This window comes from Dactylosporangium sp. NPDC050588 (assembly GCF_040654975.1).
In the GTDB taxonomy this organism is placed as follows: domain Bacteria; phylum Actinomycetota; class Actinomycetes; order Mycobacteriales; family Micromonosporaceae; genus Dactylosporangium; species Dactylosporangium maewongense.
In genome coordinates, this window is sequence record NZ_JBFAJA010000024.1 from 60680 (window position 1) to 72354 (window position 11675).

The 11675-nt window shown below is 73.7% G+C and carries 14 protein-coding genes and 1 pseudogene; 7 read left to right on the forward strand and 8 right to left on the reverse strand.

The window, feature by feature from the left end; all coding sequences use genetic code 11:
* The first annotated feature begins 60 nt into the window (after window positions 1-60).
* The gene (locus AB0I21_RS18535; protein WP_360562534.1) at window positions 61-1242 is read left to right on the forward strand and encodes an EI24 domain-containing protein; all 1182 of its coding nucleotides are present in this window, start codon (window positions 61-63) and stop codon (window positions 1240-1242) included.
* A complete protein-coding gene (locus tag AB0I21_RS18540; RefSeq protein ID WP_360562668.1) occupies window positions 1193-1636 on the forward strand; it encodes a hypothetical protein in 444 nt (147 codons plus the stop codon). The genes AB0I21_RS18535 and AB0I21_RS18540 overlap by 50 nt, the downstream gene beginning before the upstream one ends.
* Window positions 1637-1683: 47 nt before the next feature.
* Here the strand turns inward: AB0I21_RS18540 and AB0I21_RS18545 are convergent.
* Both AB0I21_RS18545 and AB0I21_RS18550 read right to left on the reverse strand, forming a co-directional pair.
* Window positions 1684-1884, reverse strand: a pseudogene (locus AB0I21_RS18545) (TSUP family transporter); the annotation flags it as partial.
* Between the two features lie 21 nt (window positions 1885-1905).
* Window positions 1906-2187 (reverse strand): AraC family transcriptional regulator, encoded by a 282-nt coding sequence (locus AB0I21_RS18550; RefSeq protein WP_360562536.1) that lies wholly within the window; start codon window positions 2185-2187, stop codon window positions 1906-1908.
* Between the two features lie 143 nt (window positions 2188-2330).
* On the opposite strand from AB0I21_RS18550, the gene AB0I21_RS18555 reads away from it, so the two are divergent.
* Window positions 2331-2849 (forward strand): pyridoxamine 5'-phosphate oxidase family protein, encoded by a 519-nt coding sequence (locus tag AB0I21_RS18555; protein ID WP_360562538.1) that lies wholly within the window; start codon window positions 2331-2333, stop codon window positions 2847-2849.
* Here AB0I21_RS18555 and AB0I21_RS18560 read toward each other — a convergent pair.
* Window positions 2812-3612 carry an alpha/beta hydrolase gene (locus AB0I21_RS18560; RefSeq protein WP_360562540.1) on the reverse strand — a complete coding sequence of 267 codons (801 nt, stop codon included), beginning with the start codon at window positions 3610-3612 and terminating at the stop codon, window positions 2812-2814. The genes AB0I21_RS18555 and AB0I21_RS18560 overlap by 38 nt on opposite strands.
* A 20-nt stretch (window positions 3613-3632) precedes the next feature.
* Here AB0I21_RS18560 and AB0I21_RS18565 point away from each other — a divergent pair, with 20 nt between their 5' ends.
* The gene (locus tag AB0I21_RS18565) at window positions 3633-4991 is read left to right on the forward strand and encodes a serine hydrolase (protein ID WP_360562542.1); all 1359 of its coding nucleotides are present in this window, start codon (window positions 3633-3635) and stop codon (window positions 4989-4991) included.
* A 129-nt stretch (window positions 4992-5120) separates the two neighbouring features.
* Complete coding sequence (locus tag AB0I21_RS18570; protein WP_360562543.1) at window positions 5121-5660, forward strand: DUF3558 family protein; 540 nt, start codon at window positions 5121-5123, stop codon at window positions 5658-5660.
* 50 nt (window positions 5661-5710) lie between these two features.
* On the opposite strand, the gene AB0I21_RS18575 is transcribed toward AB0I21_RS18570, so the two are convergent.
* Window positions 5711-6139, reverse strand: coding sequence for a nuclear transport factor 2 family protein (locus tag AB0I21_RS18575; RefSeq protein ID WP_360562545.1), 429 nt, complete (start codon window positions 6137-6139; stop codon window positions 5711-5713).
* An 87-nt stretch (window positions 6140-6226) separates the two neighbouring features.
* Here AB0I21_RS18575 and AB0I21_RS18580 point away from each other — a divergent pair, with 87 nt between their 5' ends.
* Window positions 6227-6598 carry a YciI family protein gene (locus AB0I21_RS18580; RefSeq protein WP_360562546.1) on the forward strand — a complete coding sequence of 124 codons (372 nt, stop codon included), beginning with the start codon at window positions 6227-6229 and terminating at the stop codon, window positions 6596-6598.
* Window positions 6586-7797, forward strand: coding sequence for a sigma-70 family RNA polymerase sigma factor (locus AB0I21_RS18585; protein ID WP_360562547.1), 1212 nt, complete (start codon window positions 6586-6588; stop codon window positions 7795-7797). The genes AB0I21_RS18580 and AB0I21_RS18585 overlap by 13 nt, the downstream gene beginning before the upstream one ends.
* A 6-nt stretch (window positions 7798-7803) precedes the next feature.
* On the opposite strand, the gene AB0I21_RS18590 is transcribed toward AB0I21_RS18585, so the two are convergent.
* From AB0I21_RS18590 to AB0I21_RS18605, 4 genes are read right to left on the reverse strand one after another with little or no spacing between them, the layout of a single operon-like run.
* Window positions 7804-8586 (reverse strand): aminoglycoside phosphotransferase family protein, encoded by a 783-nt coding sequence (locus AB0I21_RS18590; RefSeq protein WP_360562549.1) that lies wholly within the window; start codon window positions 8584-8586, stop codon window positions 7804-7806.
* A 44-nt stretch (window positions 8587-8630) separates the two neighbouring features.
* Window positions 8631-9356, reverse strand: coding sequence for an FHA domain-containing protein (locus AB0I21_RS18595; RefSeq protein ID WP_360562551.1), 726 nt, complete (start codon window positions 9354-9356; stop codon window positions 8631-8633).
* An 11-nt stretch (window positions 9357-9367) separates the two neighbouring features.
* Window positions 9368-10651 carry a VWA domain-containing protein gene (locus AB0I21_RS18600; RefSeq protein ID WP_360562552.1) on the reverse strand — a complete coding sequence of 428 codons (1284 nt, stop codon included), beginning with the start codon at window positions 10649-10651 and terminating at the stop codon, window positions 9368-9370.
* Window positions 10648-11436: a protein phosphatase 2C domain-containing protein gene (locus tag AB0I21_RS18605; protein WP_360562554.1), complete on the reverse strand. Its 789-nt coding sequence runs from the start codon at window positions 11434-11436 to the stop codon at window positions 10648-10650. The genes AB0I21_RS18600 and AB0I21_RS18605 overlap by 4 nt, the downstream gene beginning before the upstream one ends.
* Window positions 11437-11675 lie beyond the last annotated feature (239 nt).

Here is an 11675-nt window from a genome sequence, read left to right on the forward strand (position 1 = left end):
CCGGCGAGCCGCTACGCTCTGCGTCTTGTCGCTCCCCCGCCGACAGCGAGGAGGCACGTCTTGGACGAACAGCTGCGCCCGCCGGCCGCGCCGTACGCGGCGCCCTTCGTGCCCAGCCTTTCGCCGGGCTCGCCGTCGGGCGCCTCGTCGGACCTGGAATCGCCCAGCGGCGTCCGGGGGGACCGGCTCGCCCAGGCCGCGGCGCAGGCCGGGCAGGCCGCTCAGGTCGCCGCCCAGGCGGCACACGCCGCGCAGGCCGCGGCGCAGGCGGCCGCCGTCCGGGTCGCCGGCGCCGCCGGGACCGCGACCCGGCACACCGTCGCCGGCGCCAAGCGGGCCGCGAGCAGCGTCGGCCGGTTCTTCATCGGCATCGGCTTCTTCTGGCGCGGGCTCGCGCTCTTCGTCCGCAGCCCCCGGCTGTGGCTGTGGGCGCTGCTGCCGGTCGCGCTGACCGCGGTCTGTCTCCTCGGCGTCGAGAAGGGCGTCTCGATGGTGATCAACGCCGCCGTCGACTGGCTGCTCGGGTTCGTCGCGAGCTGGCCGTCGGCGCTGCGGTGGGCCCTCGGCTGGGTCATGCGGTGGGTGGCCGAGACCGCGTTCCACCTGCTCATCACGGCGCTGACGGTGCCGGTGACGATGTTCTTCGGCGCGTTCTTCCTGCCGTTCATGACCCGGAGCGTGGTCGCCCTGACCGGCGGCGGCGTCACCCCGCCGTCCTGGTGGCGGGCGTCGCTGGTGTGCCTGCGCCAGACCGCCGTCGTGACGGTGGTCCTGCACGTCGGCTGGCTGGTCTTCCTGCCGTTGCTGCTGCTGCCCGGCTTCAACATCGCCGTCGCGTTCGGGGTCGGGCTGTTCTTCAACGGCTTCCTCGTCGGGGTCCTGGTGCTCGCCGTGTCGCTGCACCACCACGGCGTCCACGGCGCGAAGCAGCACCTGCGGTTCGCGTGGCGGCACCGCTCGTACGTCACCGGCTTCGGCATGATGAGCGTGATCGCGCTGATCCTGCCCGTGCTGTCGCTGCGGTTCCTGGTGATCGTGCCGATCCCCGAGATCTTCGCCGCGCCCGGCGCCGTGCTGTACCTGGTCACGGCGCCCGCTGTACTGGTCGGCGCGGTCCTGCTGCACCGCCGGATCCTGGCTTCCGCGACGCCCCCGCAGTGGGTCGATCCGGGCCTGCGGTACGGTCAGCGCCATGTCGGCAGTGGCCACCTTCAACTCCCTCAAGGCAGCTTCGGTCCCTGAGTTCACCCGCGATCCCGCGGCCGTGCTGGAGAAGCTCGGCACGCCGCTGCGCGTGTCCTTCGACTGGTCGGCCTACGTGATCCTGCCGGTGCTGGAGCTGCTCGGCGACCGCGGCATCACCCTGCACACGTCCGAGTACGAGCAGCTGCTCCACGACGTGCCCGAGGACGACGACAAGTTCACGGTCCTGCTGACCCCGCGGCACCGCACCTTCCTGCCGAGCCTCGACCCCGACGCCTTCGGCGACGCGGAGTTCCGCGACCGGTTCGCCGAGGACCGCATCGACATCGACCCCGCCGACGCGGGCGCCGCCGGGCGCGACGTCATCATCCTGCTCCACGACTGCGTCGCCGACGTCGCCGACGACGAGGTCATGGTCATCCGCATCGGCTGAGGTTCGTTCACCAGAACCGCAGCGCGTAGACCCCGGAGCCGGCGGTCGGCGGCGGGGCGGCTGTCCCGGTCGGCGACGGCGGCGGCGAGGTGGCTGGGCGAGAGCGCCACGGCGTTGGACGCGTTCGCCACGACCGGCGGCAGGCCGGCCGCCATGAGCGCCGGGAAGGTCAGCAGCGTCGCCCCACCGGCCAGCGCGTTGACGACGCCACCCAGCAGTCCCGCCCCCAGCAGCACGATCAGGTCCACGCGCCGATCCTGGCCGCTTCGTCACCACCTGTCTGGAACGAAGGTGCGGTAGCGCCCCGGCGTCGTGCCGAACACGGCGCGGAACTGCCGGCCCAGATGGCTCTGGTCGGCGAACCCGGACCGGGCCGCCGCCTCGGCCGGCGCCATCCCCGCCCGGAGCAGCCGCCGCGCGACATTCAGCCGGGCGACCACGCGGAACGCGTGCGGCGTCATCCCGGTCTCGCGGGCGAACCGGCGGATCACGGCCTCCCGGGACAGCGTGAACCGCGCGGCGAGCGTCCGCAGGTCGGCGTCCGTGCCCATGACGGCCGCCGCGAGCGCGGTCGGCCCGGCCCTTCGGCCCGGGACCGGCACCGCAATTCAGAATTCGTGCGCCCCGGATGTCGAGAACACCCGGCCGGCTCCGTCCCAGAGCGACCGACGACGCTGACCAAGGAGCGACCACCATGCGACCCACCGAGATCACCGAGGTCCTGAACCGGCCGATCAGCCAGGAGCTGCTGGCCCGCGACCTGTGCCGCCTGGCCTACGTCGCCAAGGACGGCACACCGCGCAGCATCCCGATCGCGTTCACCTGGAACGGCTCGGAGATCGTCATGTGCACCTCGACGAACGCCCCGAAGCTCCACGCGCTGCGCGCCAACCCGATGGTCGCCCTGACCGTCGACACCGAGGTCCACCCGCCGAAGATCCTGCTCGTGCGCGGGCGGGCCGAGCTGGACGTCGTCGACGGCATCCCGGACGAGTACCTGCAGATGAACGGCAGCTACGCGATGACGCCCGAGCAGCGCGTCGAGTGGGAGGCCGAGGTCCGCTCCCTCTACGACGGCATGGTCCGCATCGTCGTCACCCCGACCTGGGCGAAGCTCATCGACTTCGAGACCACCCTGCCGTCCGCCGTCGAGGAGCTGGTCCGCCGGCGCGAGGCTACGCGAGCCGCCGCAGAAACGAGCGCAGCACGGTGAGCCAGGCGCCGGGCTGATCGAGGTGGACGTCGTGGCCGGCGTCCGGGACGACGACGTGGTCGACGCCGGGGCGCAGGGCCAGCATCCGCTCCACCTCGCCCTCGGGGCCGGTGCCGGCCGCGCCGCGGACCAGCAGGGTCGCTGCGGTGACGGCGGCCCAGTCGTCCCAGCGGGCCTCGCCGGCGACGCCCCTGATCGCGGCGGTCATCACCGCGCCGTCGAAGCGGGGCCAGAAGGCGCCGTCGCGTTCCTCCAGGTCGGCGGCCCAGGCGGCGGCGAGGGAGCGGCCGCCGAGGAACTCGACCGCGGCCTGCCTGGTCGGGAACGGCACCGGCCACGACGCGAACCACGCCTCCAGGCGGCTCGGGTAGTCGCCGTCGTCGCCGCCGACGCCGCCCTCCAGCATCAGCAGGCCGCGGACCCGGTCGGGGTGCCACGCCGCGACGAGCATCGCGGTGTGGGCGCCCATCGACTGGCCGACCAGCACGGCCGGGCCCTGCGCGAAGGCGTCGAGGACCGCGAGGACGTCGTCGGCGTAGGCGCGGCGGGACACGTCGGCGGGGTGGCGGGTCGAGTGCCCGTGGCCGCGCTGGTCCGGGACGATCACCGTGTACGAGTCGAGGAGCCCGAGCGCGGTCGGCTCCAGCTCGGCGGCGCTGCCGGCCAGGCCGTGCAGCAGGACCACCGGTGGACCGTCACCGCCGGCGAGGACGGACAGGGTCACGTCGGCGCGGTGCACGGTCACGCGTCGTAGTGCGGGCATCGTGATCATCGTAGGCTCGCATGGTGACTGCATCCATCGAAGGGTTCCTCCGCGCGGCGGAGCGGCTCGGCGTGCACAGCTTCGTGCTGCTGCGCGGCGGCCGGACCGTCGCGGAGGGCGCGTGGCACCCGTACGAGCTCGACCAGCCACAGACGCTGTACTCGCTGAGCAAGAGCTTCACGTCGATGGCCGTCGGCCTGGCCGTCGCCGACGGGCTGCTGTCCGTCGACGACCTGGTCGAGGACCATCTCCCGGGCGGGGACCTGCGCGGCATGCGGGTGCGGCACCTGCTCACGATGACCACCGGGCACGACAGCGAGTCGGGTGACTCGATGGCCGCGGACCCCGACGACGACTGGGTCCGCGGGTTCCTGCGCCACCCGGTCGTGCACGAGCCCGGCACCCGGTTCGTCTACAACAGCGGCGCCACGTATGCGCTGTCGGCCATCGTGCAGCGGCGCACCGGCGAGACCGTGCTGGACTACCTGCGCCCGCGGCTCTTCGAGCCGCTCGGCTTCGGGCCCGCCACCTGGGAGACCTGCCCGCGCGGGATCGTCACCGGCGGCTGGGGGCTGACGCTGCGCACCCGTGACCTGGCGGCGTTCGGGCAGCTGTGCCTGCAGCGCGGCCGCTGGCAGGACCGCCAGTTGGTGCCGGCCGAGTGGATCGACGCGGCCACCGCCGAGCAGGTCCCCAACGTGGACCCGACCGGCTCGCAGGAGTCCCTCGACTGGCAGCAGGGTTACGGCTTCCAGTTCTGGCGGTGCCGGCACGACGCGTACCGGGGCGACGGCGCGTTCGGGCAGTTCATCGTGGTCTCGCCGCGGCTGGACACGGTCGTCGCGGTCACCTCCGGCACCACCGACATGCAGGCCGTGCTCGACGCCGTCTTCGCGCACCTGATGGAGGCGCCCGCCGCGGACCTGCCGCCCCTGGCGCTGCCCGCGCTCACCGGCACCGCCGAGCCGCGCGCGGATCTTCCGGGCCGCTTCCACACCGCCGACCCACCCGCACCGCCCCGCCGTCACCATCGTCCGGAGATCGACCAGCCTTCCCGGATTGTCGGTTTCGCCGTTGTACGAGCGGCGAACGGCTGGCTCGCGGAGCTGCACGACGAGCACGGCGTCCACCGGTTCGCGTGCGAGCCCGGCCGCTGGACCTCGTCGACCATGACCACCTCGGACGGCGTGGCCAACCCGGTCGCCACCACGGGTGCCTGGCTCGGGCCCACCACGTTCGAGCTGCGGATCTGCCACACCGCGGATCCGGCGACCCGCTCGTACACCGTGGAATTCGACGACACGGGCGCCACCATCACCCCGGTGGACTCGGTCGGCTTCGAGTTCACCGAGCACCCGGTGGTGCGCGTCAGGTCGTGAAGGTCCCGGAAAAGTGCCAGGTGGCTCCGATGCGGGGGCGGCGCGATCGTTGATCCGTCAGGGTCAAGTGCAACCGATAGCGTCGCCCCCTTCTCGTCGTAGCTTCGCGTCGTCCCCTGAGGAGCCGTCATGCGCCGCCTTGCCGTCACCGCCGCCACCGCCCTGCTGACCGCCGCGACCCTGACGGGGTGCGGCGTCCTCGACAAGGCCACCGACACCCCGACCCCCACCGGCGGCGCGGCCGCCGCCGCGTCGAGCGCCCCCACCCCCACCTCCACCCCCACCAGGTCGGCCGCCGCCGTCAACCTGCCTGACATCTGCACCCTGCTGACGAAGGCCGACGTCAACCGGCTCACCGGCCAGCGGGTCATGCTCATGACCAACGAGGGCGGCGCCACCTCCGGCGCCCGCTACTGCCAGTGGCAGCTCAGCTCCGGCCAGCTCGACGTGACCGTCAACATCGAGACCCGCGACCAGTTCGACGTGCAGAACAAGGACGCCAAGCAGGTCGACGGCATCGGTGAGGCCGCCTACTCCCTGGCCGGCCACCTGTACGTCTACGCCGGCGGCAAGGTCGTCGACGTCTACGCCACCTCCGCCTCCACCGACGCCGCCAACCTCAAGGTCGAGCAGCGCACCGCCGAGGCCGTCCTCCCGAAGCTGGCCTGATCCCCCAGGGCTCCCAGGGCCCCCCGGGGCTCCCCAGGGTCCCCGCCGGCTCAGTCGGTGGGGGTCAGCCCGGTCGAGGCGCGGAACGAGCCGTCCATCTCGAACGGCACCGACTCGTGCTCGTGCGTCACCAGCCAGCGCCCGTCGACGCGGCGCAGCCCCAGCGTCACCCGGAACCACAGGCTGAAGCTCTCCGTCGAGCCGCGCGGCACGGCGGTCAGGCGGTCGAGGCTGGTCGCGAACGCCACGTCGCCGTCCGTGGTGATCTCCAGCCGGGTGACCTCGCGGCGCGGCGGCGCCTCGAAGGTGGCCATCCAGGCCTCCAGCACGGCCGGGTCCCGGCCGTCGCCGGGCTGGCGCAGGGGCGGGGCCAAGTTGAACTCGACGCAGCCGGGCGCGTAGTGCGACAGGATGGCCTTGGCGTCACCTGTCCGCAGCAGCGCGGCCTTGCCCTCGATGACTTCCCGGATCTCGTCCATGACGGGTCCTACCTTTCTCTCTTTCCCGGGATGTCGAAGCCGGGCCGGCCGGTTTCGACATCCCGGTGAGAGCGAAGGGGAGAAACCATGAAGTACATGATCCTGATCCAGTCGAACCCGCAGTCCCTCGCGGTCTGGGAGACGCTGACCGACCAGCAGCGGACCGACCTCGGCCTCGGTCACCTGCGGCTGACCGAGGAGATGCGCGAGGCCGGTGTGCTGGTGGTGAGCGAAGGGCTGGGCGACCCGGCCCTCGCCACCCAGGTCTCGGTGCGCGGCGGCAGGACGATCACCTCCGACGGCCCGTACGCCGAGGTCAAGGAGCACCTGGCCGGCTTCTACCTGATCGACGTCGCGGACCTCGACGAGGCGGTCGCGTGGGCCGCGAAGGCGCCGGACGCCGCGTACACCCGCGTCGAGGTGCGCCCGGTCCTCGACATGAGCGAATGGGAGCTGTGACCGGGCTGCCGGACCTGTTACGCGAGTGCGCGCCGCAGGTCCTGGCCGCCGTGGTGCGCCGCTACGGCGACTTCGAGGCCTGCGAGGACGCGGTGCAGGAGGCGCTGATCGCGGCCGCCGGGCGGTGGCCGGAGACCGGCGTGCCGGAGCATCCGCGAAACTGGCTGATCACCGTGGCGAGCCGCCGTCGGGTGGAGCTGCTGCGCAACGAGACGGCCCGCCGGCGCCGCGAGGAGGCGGTGCAGCACGAGCCCGAGCCGCAGGTCCGCGGCGACGACGAGCTGGCGTTGCTGCTGCTCTGCTGCCATCCCGCGCTCAGCGTGCCGGCGCAGGTCACGCTCACCCTGCGGGCGGTCGGCGGGCTCAGCACCGCGGAGATCGCCCGGGCGCTGCTGCTGCCGGAGGCCACCGTCGGCCAGCGGATCAGCCGGGCCAAGCAGCGGATCCGCGACACCGGCACCCGGTTCGAGCTGCCCGAGCCGGGCGAGCTCGGCGAGCGCCTCACCGCGGTCCGTCACGTGCTCTACCTGATCTTCAACGAGGGCTACACCGCCAGCTCCGGCGACGCCCTGAACCGGGTCGAGCTGACCCGGGAGGCGGTCCGGCTGACCCGGCAGCTGCACCGGCGCCTGCCGGACGACGGCGAGGTGGCCGGGCTGCTCGCGTTGATGCTGCTCACCGACGCGCGCCGGCCTGCGCGGACCGGACCGGACGGCACCCTGGTCCCGCTCGCCGAGCAGGACCGGCGCCGCTGGGACGCGGCCGCGATCGCCGAGGGCGTCGCGATCATCACCAGCACGCTGGCGCGGGCCCCGATCGGCCCGTTCCAACTGCAGGCCGCGATCGCGGCGGTGCACGACGAGGCGGCGCGCGCCGAGGACACCGACTGGCCGCAGATCCTCGCCCTGTACGGGCTGCTGCACGCCCTCGCCCCGAGCCCGATGGTCACACTGAACCGGATCGTGGCGCTCGCCATGGTCGACGGCCCGGCGGCCGGGCTCGCCGCGCTGGACCGGGTCGCCGGGGATCCGGTGCTGGCCCGGCACCACCGGACGGCGGCGGTGCGGGCCCACCTGCTGGACCTGGCCGGCGACCGGGCCGGGGCGCGGGAGCAGTACCGGCTGGCGGCGCGGCGCACGCTCAGCCGGCCCGAGCAGCGCTACCTGGAGTCGCGGGCCGCCCGGCTCCTCCTCGGCTGACGGTCGTCAGCGGCCCGGGCGCCGCCAGAAGTCGTCGGGCAGGGCGGCGGTCTCGGCGCCGGAGCGTTCCAGGTCGGCGGCCCAGGGAAGCATCGCCTGGAACGGCGGGGCGCCGGTGGCGGCGAGCTCGCGGATCACGGCGACGTTGCGGGCGACGCGGCTGAGGATCGCGCTGCGGATCGGGGAGCGGTCGGCGGGGTACCTGTACGCGTCGAGGAGCAGGTGGAAGCGGTGGCGGCGGTCGGGTGGCGTGGGGAAGCCGACCTCTTCGGTGAGGTCCGCCGGGAACAGGGGGACCCAGGTCAGGGCGGAGAAGGCGAGGTCGTCCTCGGCTTGGCAGGGGCTGGCGGTGTCCCAGTCGACGAACCCTGCCAGGGTGTCGCCGGACCAGACGACGTTCCACGGCGACGCGTCCAGGTGGCCGATCAGGAGGTCCGGCTGCCAGGGGCGGCCGGTGAACCAGACGGCGTCGGCGGGCGGGCGGAACGCGGCCGTCACGGTGTGCAGCTGCCGGAGCCATCCGCCCACCTGGCGGAGGGCTTCGTCGGAGCGCAGCCAGTCCGGCCATGGGCGGGGGTCGCCCAGGGTCTCGCCGGGCAGGAACGTCAGGCGTTCGCGGCCCTGGTCGTCGAGGCCGAGGGTGCGTGGCGCACCGGCGAAGCCCGCGTCCTCCAGATGCCGCAGCACCGTCTGTACGGTCGCCGTCCATGGCTGGGCGGGGCGGCGGACCTCGTCGCCGACGCGGACGGCGCCGAAGCTGCGCCCGCCGGGGAGCCGGTGTTCGGTCATCCGCCCGTTCTACCGCGCCCGGGACGGCCGCGGCGACCGAATAATCACGGCAGCGGGGTCGCGTGCAGGGTGATCCTGGTGAACGAGCCGACGTGGATGTGGTCGCCGTCGGCGAGCGGGACCGGCTGCTCCGGCTCGATCGGGTCGTCGGCGCCGTTGACGAACGTGCAGTTGGCCGAGCGCAGATCGACCACCGCCCAGGTGCCGCCGGGCTGGGAGACGAGCAGGGCGTGCAGGTGGGAGACGGCGACGTCCTCGGGCGGGCCGGCGAGGTCGATGTCGGGGTAGCTGCCGCGGGAGCGGCTGCGGCGGCCGATGAGGACCTGGTCGCCGGTGAGGGGGAAGCGGCGGTCGGGGCAGAAGCGGGGGTAGGCGATGGTGGGGTCGGCGCCGTTCCACGCCTGGACGCGGTCGAAGTGGGCGCGGTCGGCGGAGACCACCACGTGCCAGCCCGCCGCCTCCTCCCGCGGCGCCGCCTCCGGGACCTCCGCCTCCGGGACCTCCGCCGGCGCTGCCTCCTCCCGTGACGCTGCCTCCTCCCGCGGCGCTGCCTCCTCCCGCGGCGGGGCGGTGGGCGGGACCGCCAGGGTGTCGTAGCCGTCGACCTCGCAGAAGCGGCCGGTCAGCGGCGTGCCGCACTCAGGGCACACCGCCGGCCGCCGCGGCGAGTCCACCGCGGGCGACGGCGACGAGGGCGGGTTCATGGCGGCCCCGCACTCGTCGCAGTAGTCGGTCGTCTCCGACTCGTGTCCCTTCGGGCAGACGGCCACGGTGGTCTCCTTCAGTTCGGGCGGACGCGCGTCGTCTTGCGGGACCCGAGCGACGCGATCTCCGCGTCGATGTCGACGTCCTTGTTCTCGGACCGGCGCTTCAGCTGCACGGTGCCCGTCACGGCGTCCTGGACCTCGACGACCCGGGCGAGCAGCTGCACGGTGTCGGAGCGGCCGGACTCGGTGGCCAGCTGGACGGCGCGGCCGAGGCGCGCGGTCGCGGTGACGGTGTCGCCGGCCTCGCGGGCCGCCAGACCCTCCTGGATCGCGGCGGCCAGCTCGGCGGCGCCGGAGTAGTGCGCGACGCGGCGGTTGAGGCGGGTCGACTTCTCGTCCTCGTCGGTCCAGACCGCGCGGACGAGGCCCTTGGCGAGGACCTCCTCGCCGCGCACGACGCTGACCCGGGCGGCGAGCTTCTCCTCGCCGAGCACACCGATCGTGCCGGGGTCCAGCTCGACGGAGAGGTGGTAGTCGCGGCTCTCCGCGCCCCACGCGCCGATCGGGTAGTCGCCGACGCGGGCGCTGACGTCGGTACGCCGGCCGGTGAGGTCGAGGATCTCCGGGTGGACCTGTTTGACGAAGCGGACCGTGGCGCCGGCGGGGGTCCACAGGCGCAGTGTCACACCGGCGACGGTCTTGCCCATCGCCGCCTCGATCATCGCGCGGAAGTCGGCCTCGAGGCCCGCCGGGTCCTTCATGCCGTCGGCGGTGCCGAGCAGCGCGTCGGCGACCTTGATGAGCTCGGCGGCGCTCCAGTTCTGCCCGACGCCGCGGCTGTCGCAGACGAACAGGCCCTTGCACTGCTCCAGGGCCGCGTCGAACGTGCGGGCCGACTCGCCGTTGCGGCCGTCGGTGAGCAGGATCGCGTGGCGGATCTCGGCGCGGTCGGCGAGGAACAGCTCGCGGGCCAGGGTGAGCCAGGTGCCGATCTGGGTGCCGCCGCCGGCCTTCAGGTGCTTGATCGCGTCCTTCGCCGCGGCGCGGGTGGCGGGCCCGGCGACGGCGAGGGCCTGCTGGTCCGGGTACACCATCTGGGCCCAGTCGGTGCCCGCGACGACCGCGAACGCCACCCCGTCGCGCAGCGTGTCGACGGCGACCGCGGCGGCCTTGCGCGCCTGCACGAGCCGCTCCCCGCTCATCGACCCGGAGCAGTCGATCATGATCACCTCGGCGGCGGGGGCGCCGGAAGCCACCCCCAGACCGCCGCCGACCGTGACGGTGACGACCGCGTCGGCGACGGTGGCCCCGACCGGCAGGTACTCGTTCTGGAAGACTTCCGCTACGACGTCGGTCATGGCCGGACCTCTCCTCGGTCTGCTGAGTGGATCGGGACGGCGACGACGGTGATGTTGTCCGCGCCGCCGGCGTCGCGCGCGAAGGTGGTCAGGGTGCGCGCCAGCTCCCTGGCGCCGATCGTGCCGTCGATGTCGTCGCTCCAGGTGGTGTACCGCGTGAGCCCGTCACTGGCGAGCACCAGCACGCCTCCCGCCTCCGGCCGCAGGGTGACCAGGTGCGGGTCCCCGGCGGGCGCGTCGGCGCCCAGCCAGCGGGTGAGCGCCGCCGCCTGCGCCGACAGCCGAAGCGCCGCGGCGTCCACACCCGCGGCGGCGAGCTGCCCGGCGAGCGAGTCGTCGACCGTGAGGCAGCGGGCGCCGCCGTCCGCGTCGAGCCAGTACGCGCGGCTGTCCCCGACCCACCCGACGCTCACCTGCCCGTCCTCGACGACGGCCGCGAGGAACGTGCAGGCCGGCGCGTCGACGGGCACCGTCGCGAGCTGGGCGACGGCATCGGACGCCGCCCGGTACGCCCCGGCGATGTCCCCACCGCCGACGAGCACCCCGATCGCCTCGACGACGGCGGTGGTCGCCGCGGTGTCGGAGTCGGGCGAGCTGGAGACCCCGTCACAGACGACGACGGCCCGCCGGCCGCCGGCGACCCCGATCGCGTACGCGTCCTCGTTGCGCCCCTTGCGCAACCCCCGATCCGTGACGGCGGCGACCCCGGGCAGCTCGTCCTCGGCGTGGTCGAGGCCGACCGTCCGCCGCGCCCCGCAGGCGTCGCAGTAGCCGTCATCACCCACCACTCCCCCGCACGCACCGCAGGGCCCGTCACCAGCCTTCGACGACCGCCAAACCCCCTCGGCCGCCCCCTCACCCATACGCCGCTCAATGTGACCCACGTCCAATCGACCAACGTCTGGGCGGGAGGCGGCGAGGGCGGATTCAGCGCGCTTCCCAGGCATACGCTGATCAATGTGTTGTAGGTCAAATTGACCAGCGTCTGTGGGGGTGGCGGCAGGATCAGCCAGCGCATCCGATC

Coding starts and splice junctions, on each gene's coding strand:
- AB0I21_RS18540 (WP_360562668.1), top strand. CDS start 1,193: ATGTCGGCAGTGGCCACCTTCAACTCCCTCAAGGCAGCTTCGGTCCCT.
- AB0I21_RS18550 (WP_360562536.1), bottom strand. CDS start 2,187: ATGGGCACGGACGCCGACCTGCGGACGCTCGCCGCGCGGTTCACGCTG.
- AB0I21_RS18555 (WP_360562538.1), top strand. CDS start 2,331: ATGCGACCCACCGAGATCACCGAGGTCCTGAACCGGCCGATCAGCCAG.
- AB0I21_RS18560 (WP_360562540.1), bottom strand. CDS start 3,612: ATGCCCGCACTACGACGCGTGACCGTGCACCGCGCCGACGTGACCCTG.
- AB0I21_RS18565 (WP_360562542.1), top strand. CDS start 3,633: ATGGTGACTGCATCCATCGAAGGGTTCCTCCGCGCGGCGGAGCGGCTC.
- AB0I21_RS18570 (WP_360562543.1), top strand. CDS start 5,121: ATGCGCCGCCTTGCCGTCACCGCCGCCACCGCCCTGCTGACCGCCGCG.
- AB0I21_RS18575 (WP_360562545.1), bottom strand. CDS start 6,139: ATGGACGAGATCCGGGAAGTCATCGAGGGCAAGGCCGCGCTGCTGCGG.
- AB0I21_RS18580 (WP_360562546.1), top strand. CDS start 6,227: ATGAAGTACATGATCCTGATCCAGTCGAACCCGCAGTCCCTCGCGGTC.
- AB0I21_RS18585 (WP_360562547.1), top strand. CDS start 6,586: ATGGGAGCTGTGACCGGGCTGCCGGACCTGTTACGCGAGTGCGCGCCG.
- AB0I21_RS18590 (WP_360562549.1), bottom strand. CDS start 8,586: ATGACCGAACACCGGCTCCCCGGCGGGCGCAGCTTCGGCGCCGTCCGC.
- AB0I21_RS18600 (WP_360562552.1), bottom strand. CDS start 10,651: ATGACCGACGTCGTAGCGGAAGTCTTCCAGAACGAGTACCTGCCGGTC.